Origin of the sequence: Shinella sedimenti (assembly GCF_022601905.1) — a bacterium.
Taxonomy (GTDB): Bacteria; Pseudomonadota; Alphaproteobacteria; order Rhizobiales; family Rhizobiaceae; genus Shinella; species Shinella sedimenti.
This window is the reverse complement of sequence record NZ_JAKVIN010000008.1, coordinates 90,714-115,145: the sequence shown is the minus strand read 5'-3', so window position 1 is coordinate 115,145 and position 24,432 is coordinate 90,714. Positions and strand designations below refer to the sequence as shown.

The following is a 24,432-nucleotide window of genomic DNA, read 5'->3' as shown; positions in this document are numbered from 1 at the left end:
ATGCCGATCGCCAGACTGAAACCACCGCTGAAATCCCGAGCAACGGCTCCGCGCGAGGAGATCGTCATCGCCCGGCAGATGCACCAGGCGCTCGTGCTGCATTTTCTGGAAGGCCTGACACAGGCGCAGATCGCCGACCAGCTCGGTATCTCGCACGCCACCGTCAACCGGCTCATCAAGCGCGGCCGCCAGCTCGGTCTCGTCGAGATCAAGATCAAGTCGCCGGTCGAACCGCTGGTCGATCTGGAGGAGCGGCTTCTGGCACTCGGCGGGATCAGCCGCGCGGTCGTGGTTCCGACCGTTTCCGATAATCCGCAGACCGCGCTTCTTGCGGTCGGCGCGGCGGCTGCCCGGCTGTTGCTGGAGGAGATCGGTGATGGTGACACCATCTGCATCACCGGCGGCAAGGGCGTGAGCGCCGTGGTCGCCGGCCTTCAGGCACCGCACCGCTTCGATGTCGAGGTCATTCCCGCGACGGGCTGCGTACAGGGCAAGCACTATACGGACGTCAACCACGTCTCGACGCTGATGGCCGAACGCCTCGGCGGCCGCTCCTGGCAGATCCACGCGCCGCTGTTTGCCGACGATGCCGCCCAGCGGGCGATGCTCATCAACATGCGTTCGGTGGCTGATGTCTTCCAGCGGGCCCGGGAGGCGAAGGTCGCGGTGGTCGGCATCGGCTCCATCCTGAGCTCGGATTCCACCTATTACGACCTTCATCCATCTCCGAGTGCGGACCGCGGCGCCATCGAGCATTCCGGCGCAAGCGCGGAACTGCTCGCCCATCTTCTGGATGGCGAGGGCCAGATCTGCGACTACTCGCTCAACCGTTCGCTCGTTTCGCTGACGCTCGCGGAATTCGCCTCGATCCCCATGAAGATCGGCGTGGCGAGCGGTCTCAACAAAGCAAGCTCCATCCTCAGCGTGCTGCGCGGCAATCATCTGGACACGCTCGTTACCGACGAGGCGACCGGCGCGCGCATCCTCGAGCTGGCATCCGAAGAAGGACTTTCCGCATGAGCGGCGAACAATTGATCCGCGAAATCGGACGCTCCGGCGTCAAGGCGTCGGCCGTCGGCCTCGGCACCTGGGCCATCGGCGGCTGGATGTGGGGCGGCACCGACGAGGCGCAGTCGATTGCCGCCATACAGGCGTCTCTTGATGCGGGCGTAACCCTCATAGACACCGCGCCGGCCTATGGGCTCGGCCGTTCGGAAGAGATCGTCGGCAAGGCCCTTGCCGGCCGGCGCGACAAGGCGGTCATTGCCACGAAATGCGGCCTGGTCTGGCACACGCAGAAGGGCAGGCACTTCTTCGATCAGGACGGCAAGCCGGTTCACCGCTATCTCGGCCGGGACGCGATCATCCATGAAGTCGAGCAGAGCCTGCGCCGGCTCGGCACCGATTACATCGATCTCTACATCACCCATTGGCAGGACCCGACGACACCCATTGCGGAGACCGTTGCGGCGCTTGAGGAACTCAAGAAGGCCGGCAAGATCCGCGCTATCGGCGCCAGCAACGTCAGTCGCGCCGAACTGGAGCAATACATCGCCACCGGCGCGCTCGACGCGATCCAGGAACGGTTCAGCATGATCGACCGCGAGATCGAGGCGGATCTGCTGCCGCTCACGGTTCCGAACGGCGTGGCGACGCTCAGCTATTCCTCGCTCGCGCTCGGCCTTCTTTCCGGCACCATCGGCCCGGACCGCGTCTTTGCGGGCGACGATCAGCGCAAGGACAATCCGCGCTTCTCCGTCGCTAACCGGCAGAAGGCCGGTGATTTTTCCGAGGCGATCAGGACTGTTGCCGAGCGGCATGATGCCAGCATCGCACAGGTGGTAATCGCCTGGACGCTGGCGCAGCCCGGCGTGACCTTCGCGCTGTGCGGGGCAAGAAGCCCCACACAGGCGCTCGACAATGCACGGGCCGGCACGCTCCGGCTCACGCAGGAAGACCTCGCGGTCATCAACAATGCCATAACGGCGAAACTGGCCAATATGGACGGATAACGGACTGCCATCATGAACCGGAACGAGACTTTGGACGGGCTTCGCCGGAGCCCGAAGGTGGACGTGTGCGTCCTCGGCGGCGGCATCAACGGGCTCAGCGTCTTCCGCGAGCTGGCGTTGCAGGGCGTCAATGTGCTGCTCGTCGATAAGGCGGATTATTGCTCGGGCGCGAGTGCGGCGCTCTCGCGCATGGTCCATGGCGGCCTGCGCTATCTCGAAAATGGCGAGTTCAGCCTGGTCAAGGAATCGCTCATGGAGCGCGACAGGTTGCTGCGCAACGCGCCGCACTATGTCGCGCCTCTGCCCACGACCGTGCCGATCTTCGATACCTTCTCGGGGCTGGCCAATGGCTTCGTACGCTTTCTGGGCCTCACCCGCCGCCCCAGCCGTCGCGGCGCCATTGCCATCAAGACGGGTCTCGGCATCTATGACTTTCTGACGCGCAAGCGTGCGCTGATGCCCAAACACCAGTTCCGCAGCAGGAAGGCGACGCTCGCCAAGTGGCCGTCGCTCAATCCATCGATCCGCAACTCCGCGACCTATTACGACGCGTGGGTCAGCCATCCCGAACGCATCGGCATCGAGCTTCTGCAGGACGCACTGTCTGCCGGTCCGAACGCCGGGGCGCTGAACTACGCGACGGTCGAGCAGGCCGGCGAGGGGACCTACCTGCTGCGCGACGACCTGACCGGCGAGACACTGCCGATTGTGCCGCGGCTGATTGTCAACGCCACCGGCGGCTGGATCGATATTGCCAACCGCACGCTGTTGACGGGCGCGGATGCACCGGCGCCACTGATGGGCGGCACCAAGGGCTCGCATCTCATCGTCGACAATCCGGCGCTGCGCGACATGCTCGATGGCCACATGGTCTATTACGAGAATGAGGACGGGCGCATCTGCATCCTGTTTCCCTATCTCGGCAAGGTGCTGGTTGGCTCGACGGATATCCGTGTCGACGATCCCGGCACGGTGCGCTGCGAGGCGGATGAGCGGGACTATATCCTGCAATCGCTCGCCTTCGTGCTGCCCGGCGTCAATATCCGGCCAGAGGAGATCGTCTTCCAGTTCGCTGGCGTTCGCCCGCTGCCGGCCAGCAAGGACAGCTTCACCGGCCGCATTCCCCGCGATCATTTCTGCACCGTGCTGGAAGACAAGGACGGTGGCCCGTCGGTGCTGTGCATGATCGGCGGCAAGTGGACGACTTTCCGCTCCTTCGGTGAACTCGCCGCCGACATGGCGCTCGACCGGCTGGGGCAGGCGCGCCGTGTCGATACGGGCGAGCGCGCCATTGGCGGCGGGCGCGGCTTCCCTTCGGATCGCGCCGGATGGATCCGCAACGTTTCGGCCTCGACAGGCGTCTCCGTCTCGCGCGTCGAAACGCTTTTCAAACGTTACGGCACGGAGGCTGAGGATGTCGCCCGCTTCATTGCGGCGGAAGACGACCGGCCGCTGCCGCACGAGGGATATAGCGTGCGGGAGGTTCTCTACCTCATCCGGGCGGAGGCCGTCGAACATCTCGATGACCTGCTTTTGCGCCGCACGACGCTCGCCATCTCAGGCGAGTTGTCGCTCGGGATGGTCGATGCTGCGCTGGACGTGCTGGCCGTCGAGAAGGGCTGGAGCGCAGAGCGCACCGCGGCGGAGCGTGACCGATTTCTCACCCTCATGCGCGAGCGCCACGGCGTCGCGGAGGAAACCCTGTCCGCAAGGAACGAACAAAGGAGTGAACGATGCGAGACAACCGCAAGGTCCGGATGAACCGGCTGTTCGGCAACGGCCGTTGCCTGGACGTGGCGATCGATCATGGTGTGTGCAACGAGCCGTCCTTCCTCGACGGGCTGGAGAACATGCCCGCCGTGGTGAAGGCGCTGGTGGATGCGAAACCAGATGCGATCCAGATGAACTACGGCCAGGCGGAGCTGTTGCAGGACCTGCCCGGCAAGGACAAGCCGGCGCTCGTCATGCGCATCGACATGGGCAACCCCTATAACCGCATCCGTCACCGCGACATGTGGGCCGTGCTCCAGAACGAAGCCGAGCCGCTGGTCGGCGCGCTCGAGATGGATGCCGCCTGCGTGGTGGTAAACCTGTTCATGCTGCCGGACGAACCGGACCTCTTCCGCCAGTGCGTTCAGAATATTTCGCGCGTACGGGCCGATTGCGAGAAATACGGCATGCCGCTGATGATCGAGCCGCTGGTCATGCAGCCCGTCACAGAGCATGGCGGTTATATGGTCGACGGCGATGCCGACAAGATCGTCACACTGACCCGGCTTGCCCGTGAGATGGGCGCGGATATCGTCAAGGCCGATCCGACGAGCAATGCCGAGGATTTCCACCGCGTCGTCGAGGCAGCGCGCTGCCCGGTGCTGGTGCGCGGCGGCGGAAAGGAAGACCTTTCGGCCGTGTTTGCAAAATCTGCCGCCTTGATGCAACAGGGCGCCATGGGCATGGTCTATGGGCGCAACATCTACCAGCATGCCAATCCAAGCGCCGTCGTGCGCGGGCTGATGGCGATCATCCATGCGGATGCGAGCGGCGAGGCGGCCTATTCGCTCTATCAGCAGGGCTGAAGTGACGCATGTGCCGGGGACGCCAGCGCGTTCCCGGTGCCGCGAAGGAAAACGAACCTTGGGAGGGGTTCAGGATGCCGAAATATCTATTGGGGCTCGACGCGGGCAACACCGTCATCAAGGCCGTGATCTTCGATCTCGAAGGGCGGGAACTCGCCCATGCGGGGCAGGAGGGCAAGAGCCGCATGCCGCGCCCCGGCCATGTCGAGCGCGATCTCGGCGAATTCTGGGAGAATGCCAAGCGGGTGATCGCCGCCTGCCTTGACAAGGCCGGCATCGCAGCGAGCGACATCGCGGCGATCGGCTGCGCGGGTCACGGCAACGGGCTCTACGCGCTCGATCGCGAGGGCGAGCCGCTCATAGGCATCCAGTCGATCGATACACGCGCCACCGGCCTCGTGGAGGAATGGACATCGCAGGGTGTCGGCGACCGAACCTATCCCATCGGCCGCCAGCGTCCCTGGCCCGCCCAGACGCCGACCCTTCTCGCCTGGCTGAAACGTTCCGAGCCCGCGCTTTTCCAGCGCATCGGCACGGTGTTCTTCGCCAAGGATTTCGTGGTCAACCGCCTGACGGGAAAGCGGATCAGCGAAATGTCGGACATGTCCGGAGCCGGCCTGCTCGATCTTGCCGCCCGCCGCTATGACAGGACGCTGATGGAGGCCTATAGCCTGGGCGATTGCATGAATCTCCTGCCGCCTTTAATCGAAAGCGCGGATATTGCCGGCACCGTCACGCAGGCCGTGGCGCTGGAGACCGGGCTTGCGGCCGGCACGCCCGTTGTCGGCGGGCTGTTCGACGTCGTGGCCTCCGCGCTCGGTTCCGGCGTTTCGCGCACCGGAAGCGCCTCGGTCATTGCCGGCACCTGGAGTATCAATCAGGTCGTCATCGACGGGCCGGATCTCGATGGCCCCGTGTTCATGTCGTCCACCTTCGATCGCACACGCTATATGGCCATGGAAAACAGCGCGACCTCGGCGGCCAATCTGGAATGGCTGGTTCGGGAGTTCTTCGAGGGCGCGCATGACGAAAGCGTCTCACCCTTCGATGCCTGCTGCGCGCTTGCCGCCGCCATCACACCCGCAGCCGACGATCCGCTCTACCATCCCTATCTCTACGGTGCCCAGCAGGATGGCCATGCACGGGCGGGCTTCTACGGCATGGCGGGCTGGCACACCAAGGGCCACCTGATCCGTGCGCTGCTGGAAGGTGTCGCCTTCGGTCATCGCCAGCACATCGAAACCATCCGCAAGGCCGGTGCGCGCTTCGAGGAGGCGGTGCTGTCAGGCGGCGGATCGCGCAGCATGCTCTGGCCGCAGATTTTCGCGGATGTGCTCGGCGTGCCGGTTTCCGTTGCGGTTTCCCGTGAGACGGGTGCGCTCGGGGCCGCCATTGCCGCCGGCACGGGCGTCGGCCTCTTTGCCGACTTTACCGATGGCGCGAATGCGATGGTGCGGAGCGACCGGCACTACCGCCCGAATGCTGCGATGGCCGCGCACTATGACCGCCGTTACGCCCTCTATACGGATATCGCGGCCGCAATGACGCCGCTCTGGCGACGCCTTTCGGCCGCTGACAATGCCGCGACGGGTGTCGCGGCATGATGAAGATACTTGGTCTTGCCGAATTGTCCGGCGCCGAAGCGATCCCGCTTCGGCCGGAAATGTTCTAGGCGACCTTGCGCAATACGGGCGCGCTTGCAGTGGCGGGGATCGCCATCTGCCGCAGCACGTCCATGGCCATGGCATGGGCGTTTTCCTGCGCCTTGTCGAGATTGGTAACGCGGCGCGGATCCATCGAATAAAGCGTTCCGCCGCAGCCGAAGATATCGCGGAAAGCCGCCCGTTCGCCGATGGGGGTGGGGAGAAGGTGCACGCGGCGCGCCGCCAACAGGTCCTTCACGGCGTTCATGGCGCGCGTCGTCACCATGGAATTGACGCGGGTCAGCACGACGGAATGGCGGATGCGGATATTCGCCTTGTCTTCCAGATACTGCAGAAGCTCGATGACATTGGCACCGCCCTGGGCGTCCATGGCCGAGCCCTGCACGGGAATGAGCACGTAGTCGGCGTGGCCGACGGCCTTGGCGAGAAGGGAACTGCGCGAGCCGGGCAGGTCGATCAGCACGAAGTCGGCGCGCGCCTTCTCTTCGGCAAGCTGGCGGTCGATGGAGTTCATCGTGACGTAGGGAACGACGTTCAGGCGTTTGCCGAGCACGCCCCCTGAGGTCTCGTACCAGCGGGTGATCCAGTGCTGCGGATCAGCGTCGAGCACGGAGACGCGGTAGCCCATGCGGGCAAATTCGGTGGCGAGCAGCAGGACGGCGGTGGTCTTGCCGGCGCCGCCCTTGGTGTTGGCGAATGTGATGACGGGCATGAGGTCCCCCGGAATGGTTCTCGAGCCGATCATTGCTCGCCTGGGGCACCTTGCATGGTGCGTCGTTATCCTCGCCAACTATGGTTAATCGTTGGTGTATTTTTCTCAATGCCGCCGGTCGGCAGCGAGAATTTCGCGCGCGATCTGGTCGAGCGACACGATCTTGTCGACGCCCCCGTGGGCGATTGCCTCCTTGGGCATGCCGAAGACGACGGAGGAGGCTTCGTCCTGCGCCACCGTATAGGCGCCAGCCTGGTGCATCTCGGCCATGCCGCGCGCGCCGTCATCACCCATGCCTGTCATGATGACGCCCATGGCGTTGGCACCGGCCGCGCGTGCGGCGGAGCGAAACAGCACGTCGACTGACGGGCGGTGGCGCGAGACGAGCGGTCCTTCACGCACGGCCACATGATAGCGCGCGCCCTGGCGTTCCAGCATCATGTGCCGGTCGCCGGGGGCGATCAGAACATGACCGCGCAGCACCGGATCGCCGTGAACGGCTTCCTTGACCTCGACCTCGCACAGCGAGTTCAGGCGCTTGGCGAAGGCGGCGGTGAACTTTTCCGGCATATGCTGGACGATGACCATACCCGGCGAATTGGCCGGAAGCTGTTCCAGCATGACGCGTAGCGCCTCCGTCCCACCGGTGGAGGCACCGATGCACGCGACCATCTCGGTGGTCTTGGCCATGGCGCGGCCGGAGGGCGGCGGGAGCACAGCGTCGGCGGTCAGTTTCGTGGTCACGTTGGCGGTGGCGCTTGCAGCAGCGGCCGCCATGGCGCGGCGTCCCGCGCCGAGGCGGGCGACGGCCGCACCCTTCACCGCCTGGCGGATGCGCGCGCCGGATTCGGCGAGGTGGTCGGCTGCGCCGATCTTCGGCTTGAGAATGATGTCGACGGCGCCGGCTTCCAGCGCCTGCATCAGCGTCTCTGACCCTTCTTCCGTCAGAGAGGAGCACATCACGACGGGGATGGGTCGTTGCGACATGATCTTGCGCAGGAAGGTAATGCCGTCCATGCGCGGCATCTCCACGTCCAGCGTGATGACGTCGGGCATTTCCTCCTGGATCTTCTTTGCCGCCATGAAGGGATCGGAGGCGGCCCCCATGACCTCGATTTCCGGATCCTGCTCCAGAACGTGCGTCAGCGCCTGACGCACGCTTGCGGAGTCGTCGATGATGAGAACGCGGATCTTCTTGGTCGGAATGGGCATCAGATCTTCTTGAAAACCGTGTTGGCGACCTGGCGCACCGGCAGCGAAATGCCGGTGACCGTCTCGGAATGCCCGACATACAGGAAGCCGCCGGGCAGAAGGCAGTCGCACAGGCGCGTCAGCACCTTTGCCTGGGTCGGCTTGTCGAAATAGATCAGCACGTTGCGGCAGAAGATCATGTGCATCGGCTCGCCCACCTTGTAGGCGTTGTCCATGAGGTTCATGCGCGCGAAACCGACCGTGGCGCGCAGGCGCGGATGGACACGCACCTCGCCGCGCGAGGCGTCCTTCGAGGTCATCACGTATTTGCGACGCATCTCGGCGGAGACCGGCTGGATCATGTCGCGCGGATAGACGCCGCGCCGGGCGGCCTGCAATACGTCGGTCGACAGATCGGTCGCCAGGATGCGGTAGTCCATGCCGGACGTCTTCTCGACGAAGTCCTGCATGACCATGGCCATCGTATAGGGCTCGGCGCCGATGGAGCAGGCCGCGCTCCACAGCCGGAAGCGCTTGTGGCCGGCTGCCGCCAGTTCCGGAAGGCCCGTGCTTTCCATGAACTCGAAATGCTTGGGCTCGCGAAAGAAGTCCGTCTTGTTCGTCGTGACGGCGTCGATCAGGAAGATGGCTTCCTTCTCGATGCCGCCATGCTTGAAGAGGTAGTCGCAATAGCCGTTGAAATCCGGAATGCCGGTTGCCCTCAGGCGCCGGCGCAGGCGGCCCTCCAGCATCGTCAGCTTGGTGATCGGCATCTTGATGCCGCTGTAGTCGTAGATGAAGCGGGACAGGGCGTCGAAGTTTCGGCTGTTTAAGCCATCCGGGCCTGTCTGCGCCTGCGTTTGTACTGCTGCTGCCGCCACGCGGTCCTCCTGAAACTTATGCCGTGGCCGCAAGGCGGTTGGCCGTGCCCATCATCGCCACTTCTGAGGTGGAGAAGAGGCGAGCGAGATCGACGATGACGACGAAGGCGCCGTTCCGGCGCACGACGCCGGAAATGTAATCGGAAGGCCAGCGAACGCCGATATCGGGCGCCCCCTCGATCTCGTCGTTACGGAACGGCACCACCTCGTAGACCCGGTCCGCGACGAGACCGAGCGTCAGGGTCTTCCCGTCGATCGGTACGTCGAGCACCAGCGCCCGTGTGTTGTGCGTCTTCTGCGTCTTCGTCATGCCGAGACGAAGACGCAGGTCGATGACCGGCACGCCCTGGCCGCGCACGTCCCTCAACCCGAGCAGGTAGTCGGGGCCGTGCGGTATCCGGAAGGCATCCTCATGATCAAGGATTTCCCGGACGACCGAAACGGGCACCGCGAAGACCTCGTTGTCGAGAGAGAACGTGACGTATTGGGATTCGGAGGACGGACCGGTCATGATCAAGCGCTTTCTCTGAAGTCGGCGTCGTCGGCGTCGGGGCCGCCCATCGACATGTCGAGGGCAAAGCCGCGGGCGCGGGCCTGCTGGGCATTGACGCTGTTGTCTGCCTTGCGGAACGCCGTGGCGGCCGGCTTGGCGGGCTGGCGAGCCGCGACGGGAGCGGGGTGACGCTGCATGGAGGCCTGGGCGCCCGATGACATGTCGACGCGGAAGAAGGCGATCGATGTCTGCAGTTCCTCGGCCTGGGCGGCGAGTTCTTCAGACGTGCCCGACATCTCCTCGGATGCGCCGGCATTCTGCTGCGTCACCTTGTCGAGCTGCTGGATCGCTTCGTTGATCTGCGAGGCGCCGATATCCTGTTCGCGGCAGGCGGCCGAGATTTCGGAGATCAGTTCGGCGGTCTTGCGGATATCGGGCACCAGGCGGGTCAGCATCTCGCCGGCTTCGGTCGCGACGGAAACCGTCTGGCCGGAGAGCGTGCTGATTTCGGCAGCGGCGGCCTGGCTGCGTTCGGCGAGTTTGCGCACTTCCGAAGCGACGACCGCAAAGCCCTTGCCATGTTCGCCGGCACGGGCGGCTTCCACCGCGGCGTTAAGGGCGAGCAGGTCGGTCTGGCGGGCGATTTCCTGCACGATGGAGATCTTTTCGGCGATGGTGCGCATGGCGCCGACGGCGCGGCCCACGGCATCGCCGGACGCTTCCGCATCCTTGGCCGATTGACGCGCGATCTTCTCGGTCTGTGCGGCGTTGTCGGCGTTCTGCTTGATGTTGGCGGCCATTTCTTCCATCGAGGCGGATGCCTCTTCGGCAGACGAGGCCTGCTCGGTCGCGCCCTGCGAAAGGGTTTCGGAGCTTGCAGACAGTTCCTGGCTGCCAGACGAGACATTGCTTGCCGCCGAAAGCGCATCGGCCACGACGCCGCGCAGGCGCTCAACCATGCTTTCCAGCGAAAGGCCGAGCGTGTCCTTGTCGGAAAGCGGCTTCGGCGTCACCGTCAGGTCGCCATTGGCGATCTGGTCGGCAATCGTGGCGGTGTTGCGCAGGTTACCGGTCATGCGCTGCATGGAGTTGACGAGGTCCTTGATCTCGTCATTGCTCTTGTAATCGATGTCCTGCTCCAGATCGCCGATGGCCACCGCATCGGCAAGCCGGGCGGCTTTCTGCAAGCCGCGAGCGATGCTGAGCGAAAGCCAGATGGCGATGGCCGACGAGAGCAGGATCAAACCCACCACGACGGCGACAAGGGCCGAGCTGATGAAGTCGTACTGAGCGTTCGTCGCCGCGTCCGTTTCGCTAAGGTCCTGTTCGATCTTCTCGTTCAGGGCCTTCAGCGTCGCAAGCACATCTTCGGTCACCTTGGCGCCACTGCCCATGGAAAGTGCTGCGGCACGCTGGTTGCTCTCAGGTGTATTCAACTTCGCGAGACGAAGGATTTCGTTCTGAGACTTCTCCCAGTCCGGAAAAGCAGCGCGGAATTCGCCGATCTTGGAGCGAATGCCTTCGTTGGTTTCATTGTCAAACAGCGCCAGCGACTTGCTGATGGCATCGTGCTGGATGTCCACGGCATCGACATAGCTCTGGATCTGAGCTGCATCGGTGTTGAGAACGGCGTTCTTCTCCTCACGGATAGCCGTCAGTACGGCTTGGGAAAGGTCACCGGAATTGCGCAGATTGGCGGTCGGTCCCTTAATGATGTCAGTGATGGCGGCGTTCAGCGACGAGAGGTTCATGATGGACATGGCCGCCATGCCGCAGGTCATGGCAATGATGACGCCGAACGCAATGGCGAGTTTGAGTTTGATGGTGAAACGCATCTCGAAAAGGTCTCCTTGGGCACATCGCCCTGTTATTGCGGGACACAACGCGGTGTCCGTTATGCGTGAAGACCGATACACTCACCCTTCCGCAGGCCGCCGGAGCAGCCCTTGAGCCGGCGCGTACACACGCCGGTTTTTGCCGCCGCGCATCCTTTCGGCTGCGCGGCGGTCATTGTTCAATCACGCGCTTGCGCGGAAATCGTCATCGTCGGCGTCGGGGCCGCCCATCGACATGTCGAGAGCAAAGCCGCGGGCACGAGCCTGCTGAGCGTTGATGCTGTTGTCTGCCTTGCGGATCGCCGTGGCGGCCGGCTTGGCGGGATGGCGGGCGGCGACCGGTGCCGGGCGGCGCTGGATGGCAGCCTGGGCGCCGGATGAAAGATCGACCCGGAAGAAGGCGATGGATGCCTGCAATTCCTCGGCCTGGGCGGCGAGTTCTTCAGACGTGCCCGACATCTCCTCGGATGCGCCGGCATTCTGCTGGGTCACCTTGTCGAGCTGCTGGATTGCTTCGTTGATCTGCGAGGCGCCGATATCCTGCTCGCGGCAGGCGGCCGAGATTTCGGAAACCAGTTCGGCGGTCTTGCGGATATCGGGCACCAGCCGGTTCAGCATGTCGCCGGCTTCAGTGGCAACGGAGACGGTTTCACCGGACAAGGTGCTGATTTCGGCGGCCGCCGCCTGGCTGCGCTCGGCGAGCTTGCGCACTTCCGAAGCAACGACGGCAAAGCCCCTGCCATGTTCGCCGGCGCGTGCTGCCTCGACGGCGGCGTTAAGCGCGAGAAGGTCGGTCTGGCGGGCGATTTCCTGCACGATGGAGATCTTCTCCGCGATGGTACGCATGGCGCCGACGGCCCGGCCCACGGCCTCGCCGGAGGCTTCGGCGTCCTTGGCGGACTGGCGGGCGATCTTCTCGGTCTGTGCGGCGTTGTCGGCGTTTTGCTTGATGTTGGCAGCCATCTCCTCCATCGAGGCGGATGCCTCTTCGGCGGAGGACGCCTGCTCGGTCGCGCCCTGCGAGAGGGTTTCGGAGCTCGAGGACAGTTCCTGGCTGCCCGAAGACACGTTGTTTGCCGCCGAAAGCGCATCCGCCACAACGCCGCGCAGGCGCTCCACCATGCTTTCCAGCGAAAGACCGAGCGTATCCTTGTCGGATAGCGGCTTCGGCGTCACTGTCAGGTCACCGTTGGCGATCTGGTCGGCAATGGTCGCGGTGTTGCGCAGGTTGACGACCATGCCCAGCATGGCGTGACCCAGAACGTCCTTGTCGGACAGCGGCTTCGGCGTATCCGACAGGTCACCGTTGCCGATCTGGTTGGCAATATTGGCCGCTTCGCGCAGATTGCCGGTCATGACGTTGATGGTCGATACGAGATCCTTGATCTCGTCATTCGTCTTGACGGAAATCGTCTGATCGAGATCGCCGATCGCGACGGCTTCAGCGGCGTCACGAATCTTTCGCAGGCCGGAATTGATTCCAAGGGCGATCCAGAACGCTGCACCCACGGCAAGAACGAACGCGACCACGGTCAGCGCGGCGAGTGTGTAAAGCGCGCTTGCATAGCGGGCATCGGCGACAATGTCGGAATCCTTGATCGCCACCTCGGTAAGTGCGGCGAGGTCCTCGGTCATCTTGTCGAGCTTTTCGCTGGCGACGGTGCCCTCCGTCTGGTTCAGCTCGATCGCCATATCCCGCTGTCCCGACGCGATAAGCGAGACCATTCTTTCGTTGATAGCCAGATAATCGTCCCAGAAGTCGCGGATTTCCTGCCACTTCGACCTGAATTCATCTGTGGCGCTTGCCTCGCCTTGCTTTAGCGCCGTCTCGAAAGCTTCGCGCTCCGCCGCCATTGTCGCCTTTGCCTTGTTGGCGCGCTCAACCGTCGAAGCCATGAGGAGGTCCGCCTCGGCGAGGCCGAGGCCGTCAAAGGCGCCTGCGAGATCGTCGGCATAGTCGTCCTGCTGAATAGGACCTTCAAGAAGGCTGTCCCGGAGCGAATTCATCTCGCTCATGCTTCGGACGCCGATACCAGCAGAAACGCAAAGGAGAAGGATCAGAAAGCCGAAGACGAGGGCGAGCTTCGATTTGATGGTCAGACGCATCTAGTAGGTCTCCTTAATCACAGATGCCTTGTTTTGGAGGGACACCGAAACATGGCGTTCTTTATGCGTGAAGACCGATACACTCACCCTTCCGCGGGTCGCCGGAGCGGCCCTTGAGCCGGCGCGTACATACGCCGGGTTTTCCGCCGCGCTCGATTTAAGCGCGGCGGATTGTTCAATCACGCACTCTGGCGGAAATCGTCGTCGTCGGCATCGGGACCGCCCATCGACATGTCGAGCGCAAATCCGCCGCTGCGGGTGGCCTTGGCCGTGGCCGGCGCCTGGCGATAGGCCGGGTTTGCGGCGGGGCGCTTGGCGACTGGCGCTGCCATGCGGGCTGCGGTTGCCCGCAGCTTGTCGGCATGGTTGGCTTCGCTGCGGGCGGCGTTGTCGACCCGGAAGAAGGCGATGGATGCCTGCAATTCCTCGGCCTGGGCGGCGAGTTCTTCCGACGTGCCGGACATCTCCTCGGATGCGCCGGCATTCTGCTGCGTCACCTTGTCGAGCTGCTGGATCGCTTCATTGATCTGCGAGGCGCCGATATCCTGCTCGCGGCAGGCGGCCGAGATTTCGGAAACCAGTTCGGCGGTCTTGCGGATGTCGGGCACCAGCCGGTTCAGCATTTCGCCAGCTTCCGTGGCGACGGAAACTGTCTGGCCCGACAGCGTGCTGATTTCGGCGGCCGCCGCCTGGCTGCGTTCGGCAAGCTTGCGCACCTCCGAAGCAACGACGGCGAAGCCCTTGCCATGTTCGCCGGCACGGGCGGCTTCCACCGCAGCGTTTAGTGCGAGCAGGTCGGTCTGGCGGGCGATTTCCTGAACGATGGAGATCTTCTCCGCGATGGTACGCATCGCGCCGACGGCGCGGCCCACGGCCTCGCCGGAGGTTTCCGCATCCTTCGCAGACTGGCGGGCAATCTTCTCGGTCTGTGCGGCGTTGTCGGCGTTCTGCTTGATGTTGGCGGCCATCTCCTCCATCGAGGCGGATGCCTCTTCGGCAGACGATGCCTGCTCGGTCGCGCCCTGCGAGAGGGTTTCGGAGCTCGACGACAGTTCCTGGCTGCCGGACGACACGTTGTCGGAAGCCGAAAGCGCATCTGCGACGACACCGCGCAGGCGCTCGATCATGGTGTTGACATAGCCCAGCAGGTCACCGATCTCGTCCTTGGTCGTGATGTCGGCAAAGCGGGTGAGATCGCCCTCGGATACGGAACGGACCGCCTCATTGGCCTTGCGCAGCCCGCGTGCGATGGAGACGACGATCCACGAGGCGGCGCTTGCGGCGATCAGTGTCGAGATGGCGAGAAGGGCGATCAGCAGCGAACGGCTGGCTTCGTACGTCTCGACCGAGGCCTGGAGATCTTCCTTCTGGCGTTCGCCGTTGAAGGCGACAAGCTCGTTCAGGGAGGCGACCGCCTCTTCACGGGCTGTGCGCATCTCGTGGTTTGCAAAGCGGTTGGCTTCAAAGTTGCCGCGTTCGAGTGCAAGTGCGTTGCCGCGGTCAGCAGCTTCCTTGACGGCCGCGAAGCTCTTCTGCACCTCGACGGCCAACTGGCGCGCGCTGCCCTGCAGGCCAGCGACCAGAAGCGAGATGTTCGTTTCGATGTCGGAACCGGCCTTGGCGTAGTCCGCGGCCCAGGTCGTCTGGCGCTCCGGGTCATTGCTGGCAAGCAGGATATTGCGGTGCTGGCGGAAGAAGTCGCTGATATCGGCGCGTACGGCGGCGACGCGGGCGAAGTTTTCGAGCGCACCCGGCTCGCCGCGGTTGGCGGCATCCTGCAGTGCCTTAGACATGCGGATGACGTTTTCTTCCGCAGCGGATATGGCCGCGCTGCCGTCCGTCGTGGAAATCCGCAGGGCCTCTGCATCGGTGTTCTTCCGCGTCAGGGCCTGCATCTTCAGGTTCTGCGCCCAGTAGAGGTCCCACTTCTTGGAGAAGTCGTCGAGGATTGCGCGGCCTGCATCCGTCGTCAGCTTCGAGCGGACGTCCGCCAGCGTTGCGCCGATTTCGCTGTTCCTGGCGTCGAGCGCTCGGGAAATCGCGGCCATCTCCTCGGGGTCGGTGCTGAGGATCATCTGGCGGGTCTGGGAGGCCACGTCGGTGGTCATGGTCTCGGTCCGGCTCAGGCCGAGCGTGGCCGCCGCGCGGCCGTTGACGACCCGTTCCATCCGGTTGTTCAGCTCGCCGAGATCCTGCACCGCGACGTACATGCTGACGCCCGAAAGCAGGATGACGGTCGTGAAGGTGGCTATAAGCTTTGTCTTGATCGCAATACGCATTGTCTAAATCCTTTAGTTGGTCCCGGCTGCGACGCCGACACGGTCCCTTTGCGGGGCAAAAATCGCCTGCAGGTTGGGGACGATGATGAATTCTCCGTCACGTTTAACGAGGCAGCTGATGTAATCCGCCCGCCAGCGCATGCCGACACTCGGCGGCGGTTCGCTGGCGACCTTCGGCAGGGTGGTGACTTCGTTGACCTTGTCCGTGCGGATGCCGATCAGCGTCGTCTCGTCGTCGAGCAGAAGCTCGATGACGATGATGCGGCTGTCGATGGTGGCTTCCACCGCCTCCATGCCGAAGGCGAGGCGGATATCCGACAGGGGAATGACCTTGCCTCGGAAGTTGATGACGCTGGAGACGAACGGCTTGCTGCCGGGAACGTGGGTTTCCGGCAGGAGATCGAGGATTTCCTGCACGACGGTTGCTTCGATGGCGAAGGTCTCGCCATTGAGGTTGAACGTCAGAACCGAGAGGTCCTCGTCCGTGCCCCAGATTGCATCGTAGTCGAGTTTTCTTGCTGCTTCGCTCATCCTGCCGCCCGCAATTGCGCCTCCTGCTGCTGTCCGACCGCGACCAGGTGAGTAACGTCGAGGATCAGCGCCACGCTGCCATCGCCGAGGATGGTCGCGCCGGAGAAGGTGACGACGTCATGGTGCAGTTTCGACATGGATTTGATGACTGTCTGATGGTCGCCGATGATCTGGTCGACGACGAGGCCGACGCGCTCCGAGCCCGTCGAGATGACGACGACCTTCTGGTGCGGGTCGGGCTGGGTTCCGGTGCGGAAGAGTTCGCGCAGGCGCAGGAACGGTACGAGGCTGTCGCGCAGCGATATGAAGCTGCGACCGCGCGAGCGGACATCGTCCTCCAGCGAGATCTCCAGGCATTCCTCGACCGCCGAAAGCGGTATGACGTAGCAGCCAGTGCCGACACGCACGAGCAGGCCTTCGATGATGGCGAGCGTCAGCGGGATGCGCAGCGACACTTCCGAGCCCTCGCCGGGCCGGCTGGTAATGTCGATCGTGCCACGCAGCGCTTCGACCGTCTTCTTGACGACATCCATGCCGACGCCGCGACCGGACAGGTTCGTGACCTGCTGAGCAGTGGAGAAGCCGGGCTGGAAGATCAGTTGCAGGAGATCCTGGTCGGCAAGCGTAGCGCCCGGCTGAATGAGCCCGGAAGCCTCTGCCTTGGCCCGGACGCGATCGCGGTTGATGCCGCGCCCGTCGTCCTTGATGGTGATGATGACCTCGCCACCCGTCTGGTGCGCCGAGAGCGCGACGCGGCCCTTGGCGGGCTTGCCGGAGGCAAGGCGCTCGTCGGGTTGTTCGAGGCCGTGGTCGATCGAGTTGCGCACGAGATGCACGAGCGGATCGGCCAGCCGGTCGATGACCGTCTTGTCGACTTCGGTGCTTTCGCCTTCCGTGATGAGTTCGATCTCCTTGCCCGTTTCGCGCGAAAGGTCGTGCACCAGGCGGCGGAAGCGGCTGAAGAGGCTCGCGACCGGCATCATGCGCAGCACCATCATCGTATCGCGCAGTTCGCCGGACAGACGCTCGATTTCCTCCGAAACCGAGCGCAGGCCAAGATCGGCAGCGGTGCCGGCAAGCTGGGTGAGGCGCGACTGGGCGATGACGAGTTCGCCGACCCGGTCCATCATCTCGTCAAGGCGCTCGGCAGGGACGCGGACATTCTCTGCGGTCTTGTTCTGCTTGGGATCGTTGACCGCCTGCGCGGGCTCGCGCTCGGTGAAGACGGGTGTCAAGGGTGCGGCGGGCTCGACGGGAGCGGCCGCTGCGGCGGCGACCGGGCGCTCGGCTGCGATCTCCGTGATATCAAGCTCCATTTCGTCCATGACGAAGATGAAGACGTCTTCGATCTCGCTGCGCGGACGCTCCGTCTTGAGCGTCACCAGCCAGTGGAGGTGGATGTCGCGCGGATCGAGTACATCGAGTGTCGGCACCTTGGCGGTGTCGGCGACGATGGTGCATTCGCCGAGGTCGCGCATCTCGTCGAGCAGGCCGAGCGGATTGGTGCCGTTGGCCATGGCATTGGTCGGCAGGCTGAAGCGGATGCGCCATTCGCGCACGCCGCCGGCATCCTCGCCGGCGCTCGGTGCCATTTCGGCCTGTTGCGCCGCAGGAGTGGGCATGCCCGCACCATTGACAGCGCGGTGCAGACCGTCGAGCAGGGCTGCGCTGACGGCATCATGATCGCCGTTCGGCGTTTCAAGCAGGGCGCGCATATGGTCCTGCGCGGAAAGAACCGCCGAGACCAGTTCGTGCGTTGCCGGGACATCGCCCTTGCGCACACGGTCGAAGGCTGTCTCGCAATGGTGCGTGAAGGCGGCGAGCTGGTCGAAGCCGAACATCGCGCCTGAGCCCTTCAGCGTGTGCAAACCACGAAAGACCGCGTCGATCTGATCGCGGTCGTCAAGGCGGCGGGTAAGGTCGAGAAGGCCGGACTCGATCTGCTCCAGCAGTTCGGCAGCTTCTGTCCTGAAGACTGAGATCGGGTCCGGGTTGCTCATCTTCCGAGGACCTTTCGGGCGATCTTGACGAGGCTTTCGGGATCGAACGGTTTGGTGAGCCATCCGGTGGCGCCAGCCGCCTTGGCCTGCGCCTTCAATTCGCCGTCCGATTCCGTCGTCAGGAAGACGACCGGAACGCCGGTATGCGCGGGCAGCTTGCGCAACTCGCGGATCATGGTCAGGCCATCCATGTTGGGCATGTTCAGGTCGGTGACGACAAGGTCGTATTCCCCGCCCTTCAGCTTGTTGAGGCCATCCAGGCCGTCGACGGCCTCGGTGACGGTGTAGCCGGCATTGCCAAGCGCAATGCGTGTCGTCAGCCGGATGCTGGCTGAATCGTCGACGGTCAAAATATTCGCGGTCATAAAGTCTGCTCCTGATGTAACCAGAATTGGGAGGCGTCGGGTGTCAGCTCATCGAGAAAGCCGCCGCGCCGTAGAGCCTCGCGCAGCTCACCTGTCGCGGGTCGCGCAAGTAGAACGCGTCCCGTCTTCTGTGTGGCGTGGCTGCGCGCCGCTACGACAAGTTGCACGAAGCTGAGGTCGACCTGTGCATCGTCGGCGATTTCAAGTACAAGTTCGCCGTTATTGTCGACGGCGCTCAGGATTTTCTCGCGAACGTCAAGTATATTTTTGATAGTTAGCGTCTTCGGTAAGGTTAATGACGCGTGATCGGGCGCAGGCGACGACATGGAGGCCTCGATATCAGGTTTTTCCGTAAAGTAATTTCCAGCGCAAATTCCCAGCATATACTTAATGAACTGTAAATTACGGGTGGTGAAATCCGCCAATTCGGAGCAATACAAGACGCATGCCTTTGTATTAGGTAATATTCATGTTCGTTCAAGTGTCTGAATAACATGAATAAACATGAGAATTAGCAAAATGTAATACTATTTATGAACCACTAATTCTAGGGATGCGTGCAGGACGGGTGTAAGCCGCAGCAAGGTCCCGAAACGGCTGTTTTGCCTCCATAAGGGAATCCGAATTTACTGGCCGTTACATTGTTTGCCCTAGGGTCCGCTATGGGATTCTTGAAGATGGGGTATGGCGTGTCAGGAACAGCGGGCGCATTGCGGCTTGAGCAGCAGACGAATGAAGCCGAACTCGTATCGCGGCTCGAAGGCGCGCGTTCGCGCATCGAACAACGCTTTCTGGATGGCGGCGTCGTGCTGCTCGGCGTACTCGATGTGCTCAACCGGCTGGTTGCCTCGCTCGAGAACCTCTCCGGTTCGCTGGGCGGCGAGGACACGGAAGCCACGACGGCGCGCCTGCTTGCGACGATCGATCAGCTGACAGCCTTGCCCGGCATCGAGGAAACACGCCAGCAGCGTCTTGCCGGCGTGGCTCTTACGGAAAAATCGCTTGGCGCCCACATCGCCACCATGCAGGAAACGTTGCGTTATCTGCGCACCTTCGCCACCACAGCCAAGATCACCGGCGCTGCCATTCCGGATTTCGCGGGCTTTGCCGACGAAATCCTCGAACGTATCCAGTTCGGCACGCGCGAGGTCAATGCGCTGGGCAGCAAGATCAGCACGCTCGGCACCGTGATTTCCAGCGCTTCGGCCGGCGGCGGCGATGCGCTTGAGCGCTTTCGCGGCAGCGTGCCTGATATCGCCGGCAATCTTTCGCGCAATGCCGCAGATCTCGGCACGCAGCGCCGGCATCTCTCGCAGCTGGCCGGCAAGGTCGGCGCGCTTGCACGCGGCGTGCAGGGCAAGGTCGCCACGACGCTCTCGGCAATGCAGATCGGCGACATCACCCGCCAGCGCATCGAACACTGCCAGTCGGCGCTGACGATGCTCGAGGCGGAGCTTGCGGCGGGCAGCTTCGACGATGAGGCATCGACGCGCCTTACGCAGTTTATTCGCCATCTCGTCCATGCCCAGCTCGACGAAATCGCCAGGGATTTCGAACGCGAATGCCGCACCGTCGTCCAGACGATCCGCAGCTTTGGCGCCGACGTCGACAACCTCATGACGCTCTATCGGGATATGGATGCCGGCGACGGCGCGTCCGCCGACCGCGCGATGCGTACGCTGGAGGCGGACATCACCGCCGCACGCGCCGTGGTGCGCGACATCGAGCAGGTGGCCGACAAGGCGAACACGCTCGGCGAAAGCACGGTCGCGACGGTGCACGAGCTCCTGAAGGGTGTGAAAACCATCCAGCTGGTACGCACCGACATCCAGTACATGGCGCTGAACACCAACCTGCGCTGCAGCAAGCTTGGTGAGGAAGGCCGCGCGATCAATGTCGTCACGGCGGAGCTGCGCAGTTTCTCAAGCCAGCTCGACGAGACCGCAGAACGGATCCTGACGGCCCTGCAATCGCTTGAGGAGGATGCCGGCAAGCTGGGCGCCGTGGGTGCCGCGGGCGGTGACTCGCTCGATGCGCGGCTTGAAGACGTGCTTGGCCATCTGCGCCACACCGGCGACCGTATGGAAGAGGACATGACGGCGCTGCGCGCCTGCGCGGTCGACGTCACCGCAACGGCTGGACGTATGGCGGAAGGGCTTGATTTCAACGCCGAACTCGGCGACGTGCTCGCCGATTGCACGGCGCGGGCGGGTGAACTCAGCGGCCCCGGTCTGCCGGATACGGATGGCCTTGAACCCGTACTGGCCGATCTCGGTGCACGGATCGCCCGGACCTATACGATGGTGTCCGAGCGGGACGTGCATGCCCGCATCTTCGGCACGGCGGCCGAGCCGCCAGCCGTAAGCGCCGCGACCGGCAGCGACGAGGACCTCTTCGAGGACGCCCTGTTCTAAGCCATTTCCGGCGGAAGCGGGATCGCTTTGACCTTCGGACAACGCGGCAAACGATCGCTCAGCCGTCCGCCTTCTGCGTGAAGTCACGGCGCACGATGCCGTGGCGCTGGAGCTTGTCGTAGAAGGTCTTGCGCGGAATACCGAGTGCGGCAATCGTTTCCTGCACGTCGCCGCCATGGGCCGAAAGCGTATCGCGAATGATCTGCGCCTCCATCCTCTCCAGACGCTCGGGAAGCGCGCCGTCGCCGGTATCAGCAGGTGCTGACATTGTCTGTTGAGCAGCGGGCGGCATCATGCCGAGCACGGCGCGTTCGGCGAAGTGGGAAAGTTCGCGCACATTGCCGGGCCAGTCGTGCTCGGCCAGATGTTTCAGGATAGCGGCGGAAGGCGGCGGGGCCTCGCGCTGGAAGCGCCGCGCCGCGCGCTCTGCAAAATAGCTGAACAGCAGCGGAATATCCTCGCGCCGCTCGCGCAGCGGCGGGATCGTCAATGACACCACGTTGAGGCGATAATAGAGATCCTCACGAAAGGTCTTGCGCTGTTCAGGATCGGCCAGATCGACCTTGGCGGCCGCGACGATGCGGATATCGACGGGACGCACCTCGTTGGTGCCGAGCGGGGTCACCTCCCGCATCTCCAGAACGCGCAGCATCTGGATCTGAGTCGAAAGCGGCATGCTTTCCAGCTCGTCGAGAAAAAGGGTGCCGCCGCTGGAATGCTCGATGCGGCCGACGCGCTTCTTCTGCGCGCCCGTAAAGGCGCCGGGCTCATGGCCAAACAGCTCGCTCTCGATGACCTGCTCGGGCAGGGCGCCGCAGTTGAGCGCGACGAAGTTGCCCTTCGAGCGTCGGCTCCAGCCGTGCAGCAGACGGGCCACCACTTCCTTTCCGCTGCCGGTCTCTCCTGTCACCAGGACATCGACATCGGTATCGGCGATCTGGCGCAACGTCTGGCGCAGCCGGTCCATGGTCACGGTCTGGCCGATCAGCGGAAAATCGTCCTCCGCCTGCCGCGCGGCATCCTTCAGGCGGCGGTTCTCCATGACGAGGCCGCGCTTTTCGGCAGCGCGGTGCACGCACTGGATCAGGCGTTCGGCCGGGAAGGGCTTGGCGATGAAATCGTAGACGCCGTCCTGGATGGCTTTCACGGCTGTCGGGATATCGCCGTGGCCGGTAACGAGGATCACCGGTATCTCCGCATCGATGGCGCGGATGCGCTCGAAAAGCTGCAGCCCGTCCATACCCGGCATGCGGATATCGGAAACGACGACGCCCCTGAAATCGCTGTTTATGAGGCTGATGGCTTCCGTGGCGCGGGCAAGCGGCGTCACGTCGAAACCGGCCAGTTCCAGCGTCTGCGCGGTCGCATGCAGCAGTTGCCCGTCGTCATCGATGAGGAGAACGGGTGTGGTCATGGCACGGCCTTTCTGAGATGCACGCGGAAGCGGGCGCCGCGCGCGTCCGTTTCGACCTCCAGCCTGCCGCCATAGTCTGAAACGATGTCCTTGACGATGACGAGGCCGAGCCCGAGGCCCGTTTCCTTGGACGTATTGAAGGGCTCGAACAGGGAGGCGAGAATAATGTCGGAAAGACCCGGCCCGTTGTCGGCAACCGTCAGGGCGACGTCGGTTCCGTTTTCCTCGACGGAAACATCGACCCGGCCATCGGCCTTCTCTGCCACAGCCTCCAGCGCGTTCTGGAAGAGGTTGATGAACACCTGCTCGAGGCGAAGCCGGTTGCCCATGACCTCCAGGCCCGTCGGGAAGGGAACGATCTTCATTCGCTCGAGACGTCCCGTGAACCGGCTGCGAAGCAGCAGGACGGCGCCATCCACCGCTGCGCGCAGGTTCACCGGTTCCTCGCCCGACCGGCCCTTGCGCGCCAGCGCCTTCAGGTCCTCGGTGATCGTGGCGATACGGTCCGTCAGGCCGGCAATGTGGTCAAGATTTTCCGCGACGGGCTCCGCGCGGCCACGGCCGAGGAAGACCTTGGCATTGTCGGCATAGGCGCGGATGGTGGCCAGCGGCTGGTTGATCTCATGCGCCACGCCGGCGGCGACCTGTCCGAGAATGGCGAGCCGGTTGGCCTGGACCAGATCCTGCTGCACGGACTGTAGTTGGGTCTCGGTCCGATGGTGATCGGTGATCTCGGCTTCCAGGCGGTCGCGGGCCAGGCTGAGATCACGCGTGCGCTCCACCACCCGGCGTTCCAGCTCTTCGCGCGCGGCCTGGTCGCGCACTGTCCCGGCTAGCGCGGTCTGGCGGCGTCGAAGCCATATGGCGGCAGCAATCGTGGCGACGCCGATGAGGAGGAGGGCGAGCAACTGCGCCTGGCGCCGGCCCGCCGCAACCGCTTCCGTAACCGGCATGAGATACTCGAACCGCCACGGCGTGGTGGCCACGGGCACCGAGATGCGCAAATAGGTCTCGCTCCCTCCGCCTGGTTCGACGACGCGGATGATGTTGTCGTCCGCCGTCTGCATGAATGGGAGCGGCAAGAGCGGGGCCTCGCCGAACTGAAGGCTCTCTCGAATGGCCGCAAGGTTTTCGGCAGGCAGCGGCTGTGTCGTCATGAACCGCCAGGAGGGGATGCTGGTGATCAGCACCACATGGCCGGGGTCGACCACATAGGACGGGCGTTGCGTTTCGTGCCAGTCCTGTTCGAGCTGGTCGAATTCCATCTTGACCACGACGACGCCGAGCGGCGCGGATGGCGGACCGATCCGGTGCGAAATATAGAGGCCGGGCCGCTTGCTGACGGAGCCGAGTGCGAAATGCTCTGCCGTGCCTTCCCGCATTGCGCGGAAGAAGTAAGGCCGGAATGAATAGTCGTTACCGACAAAACTCGTCGGCTCGCGCCAGTTGCTGGCCGATATCGTCATGCCTGTCGCGTCCGTCACGTAGATCACCGCCGCGCTGGTGCCGGCCACCAGCTCCTCCAGCTTGCGATCAAGCGCGGTGCGCGGTGCCGGATCGGCGGCGGTCAGCGCGTCCGCGAGGTCGCGGTCGCGCGAGAGAAGAAAGGGCAGGGCGCGGGGTCGCTCCAGCACGGCGCGCAGCAGCGCGACTTTCAGATTGGCGTCAGTGCGCCCCTGCGCCTCCAGATCGGCAAGTGCCGCGGCCCGGCCATACAGACCGGCGGCATGAAGCGCACAGACCAGTGCAAAGAGCAGCACGACAGCAAAGGCCAGCCATTGCCGTCGCGCGGTGCGTGAAAGCTCGGCCTGGATTGGAGTCGTGACGGGTGTTTCCATCGGCAATTTTGAGCACAAAACCGCACGACTCTCAATAAAAATCGTGCGGATTATCGCACATCGCAGTATCGGCAGTTCACGGCTTCAGAAAATAGATCTTCGATTTCAATAGCATAATGTT

General features: G+C 63.7%; 18 protein-coding genes and 2 pseudogenes. 6 read left to right on the top strand and 14 right to left on the bottom strand.

Annotated features, from left to right (window positions below; genetic code table 11):
• The 5 genes from MKI86_RS18650 to MKI86_RS18630 all read left to right on the top strand — a co-directional run bounded on the left by MKI86_RS18650 (position 1) and on the right by MKI86_RS18630 (position 6,192).
• Positions 1-1,020, top strand: coding sequence for a sugar-binding transcriptional regulator (locus MKI86_RS18650; protein WP_241604013.1), 1,020 nt, complete (start codon positions 1-3; stop codon positions 1,018-1,020).
• A complete protein-coding gene (locus MKI86_RS18645) occupies positions 1,017-2,012 on the top strand; it encodes an aldo/keto reductase (RefSeq protein WP_241604010.1) in 996 nt (331 codons plus the stop codon). Before MKI86_RS18650 ends, MKI86_RS18645 begins: the two co-directional genes overlap by 4 nt.
• A 12-nt stretch (positions 2,013-2,024) precedes the next feature.
• Complete coding sequence (locus MKI86_RS18640) at positions 2,025-3,773, top strand: glycerol-3-phosphate dehydrogenase/oxidase (protein ID WP_241604008.1); 1,749 nt, start codon at positions 2,025-2,027, stop codon at positions 3,771-3,773.
• Positions 3,746-4,588 (top strand): class I fructose-bisphosphate aldolase, encoded by an 843-nt coding sequence (locus MKI86_RS18635; protein ID WP_241604005.1) that lies wholly within the window; start codon positions 3,746-3,748, stop codon positions 4,586-4,588. Before MKI86_RS18640 ends, MKI86_RS18635 begins: the two co-directional genes overlap by 28 nt.
• A 74-nt stretch (positions 4,589-4,662) precedes the next feature.
• A complete protein-coding gene (locus MKI86_RS18630) occupies positions 4,663-6,192 on the top strand; it encodes an FGGY-family carbohydrate kinase (RefSeq protein WP_241604002.1) in 1,530 nt (509 codons plus the stop codon).
• A 64-nt stretch (positions 6,193-6,256) separates the two neighbouring features.
• Here the strand turns inward: MKI86_RS18630 and MKI86_RS18625 are convergent, their stop codons facing one another.
• From MKI86_RS18625 to MKI86_RS18575, 12 genes and pseudogenes are all read right to left on the bottom strand, one after another.
• A complete protein-coding gene (locus MKI86_RS18625; RefSeq protein WP_241603999.1) occupies positions 6,257-6,964 on the bottom strand; it encodes an AAA family ATPase in 708 nt (235 codons plus the stop codon).
• Between the two features lie 105 nt (positions 6,965-7,069).
• Positions 7,070-8,176 carry a protein-glutamate methylesterase/protein-glutamine glutaminase gene (locus MKI86_RS18620; RefSeq protein ID WP_241603996.1) on the bottom strand — a complete coding sequence of 369 codons (1,107 nt, stop codon included), beginning with the start codon at positions 8,174-8,176 and terminating at the stop codon, positions 7,070-7,072.
• A complete protein-coding gene (locus tag MKI86_RS18615) occupies positions 8,176-9,036 on the bottom strand; it encodes a CheR family methyltransferase (protein WP_241603993.1) in 861 nt (286 codons plus the stop codon). Before MKI86_RS18615 ends, MKI86_RS18620 begins: the two co-directional genes overlap by 1 nt.
• Positions 9,037-9,052: 16 nt before the next feature.
• Positions 9,053-9,547, bottom strand: a complete 495-nt coding sequence (locus MKI86_RS18610; protein ID WP_241603990.1) for a chemotaxis protein CheW — start codon at positions 9,545-9,547, stop codon at positions 9,053-9,055.
• A 2-nt stretch (positions 9,548-9,549) separates the two neighbouring features.
• Positions 9,550-11,364 carry a methyl-accepting chemotaxis protein gene (locus MKI86_RS18605; protein ID WP_241603987.1) on the bottom strand — a complete coding sequence of 605 codons (1,815 nt, stop codon included), beginning with the start codon at positions 11,362-11,364 and terminating at the stop codon, positions 9,550-9,552.
• A gap of 183 nt (positions 11,365-11,547) precedes the next feature.
• Positions 11,548-12,879, bottom strand: a pseudogene (locus MKI86_RS18600) (methyl-accepting chemotaxis protein); the annotation flags it as partial.
• Between the two features lie 75 nt (positions 12,880-12,954).
• Positions 12,955-13,470: pseudogene (locus MKI86_RS23915) on the bottom strand (MCP four helix bundle domain-containing protein); the annotation flags it as partial.
• Between the two features lie 179 nt (positions 13,471-13,649).
• Positions 13,650-15,749, bottom strand: coding sequence for a HAMP domain-containing methyl-accepting chemotaxis protein (locus MKI86_RS23965; protein WP_241603980.1), 2,100 nt, complete (start codon positions 15,747-15,749; stop codon positions 13,650-13,652).
• A gap of 12 nt (positions 15,750-15,761) precedes the next feature.
• On the bottom strand, positions 15,762-16,280 hold the full coding sequence (locus MKI86_RS18590) for a chemotaxis protein CheW (RefSeq protein ID WP_241603977.1): 519 nt from the start codon (positions 16,278-16,280) through the stop codon (positions 15,762-15,764).
• Complete coding sequence (locus tag MKI86_RS18585) at positions 16,277-18,280, bottom strand: chemotaxis protein CheA (RefSeq protein WP_241603974.1); 2,004 nt, start codon at positions 18,278-18,280, stop codon at positions 16,277-16,279. Before MKI86_RS18585 ends, MKI86_RS18590 begins: the two co-directional genes overlap by 4 nt.
• Positions 18,277-18,645: a response regulator gene (locus tag MKI86_RS18580; RefSeq protein ID WP_241603972.1), complete on the bottom strand. Its 369-nt coding sequence runs from the start codon at positions 18,643-18,645 to the stop codon at positions 18,277-18,279. The genes MKI86_RS18585 and MKI86_RS18580 overlap by 4 nt, the downstream gene beginning before the upstream one ends.
• Complete coding sequence (locus tag MKI86_RS18575) at positions 18,642-19,085, bottom strand: STAS domain-containing protein (RefSeq protein ID WP_241603969.1); 444 nt, start codon at positions 19,083-19,085, stop codon at positions 18,642-18,644. Before MKI86_RS18575 ends, MKI86_RS18580 begins: the two co-directional genes overlap by 4 nt.
• Before the next feature lie 249 nt (positions 19,086-19,334).
• Here MKI86_RS18575 and MKI86_RS18570 point away from each other — a divergent pair, with 249 nt between their 5' ends.
• Positions 19,335-21,059 carry a type VII secretion target gene (locus MKI86_RS18570; RefSeq protein WP_241603966.1) on the top strand — a complete coding sequence of 575 codons (1,725 nt, stop codon included), beginning with the start codon at positions 19,335-19,337 and terminating at the stop codon, positions 21,057-21,059.
• Between the two features lie 58 nt (positions 21,060-21,117).
• Here the strand turns inward: MKI86_RS18570 and MKI86_RS18565 are convergent, their stop codons facing one another.
• Positions 21,118-22,473 (bottom strand): sigma-54-dependent transcriptional regulator, encoded by a 1,356-nt coding sequence (locus tag MKI86_RS18565; protein ID WP_241603963.1) that lies wholly within the window; start codon positions 22,471-22,473, stop codon positions 21,118-21,120.
• Complete coding sequence (locus MKI86_RS18560; protein WP_241603958.1) at positions 22,470-24,311, bottom strand: sensor histidine kinase; 1,842 nt, start codon at positions 24,309-24,311, stop codon at positions 22,470-22,472. The genes MKI86_RS18565 and MKI86_RS18560 overlap by 4 nt, the downstream gene beginning before the upstream one ends.
• Positions 24,312-24,432 lie beyond the last annotated feature (121 nt).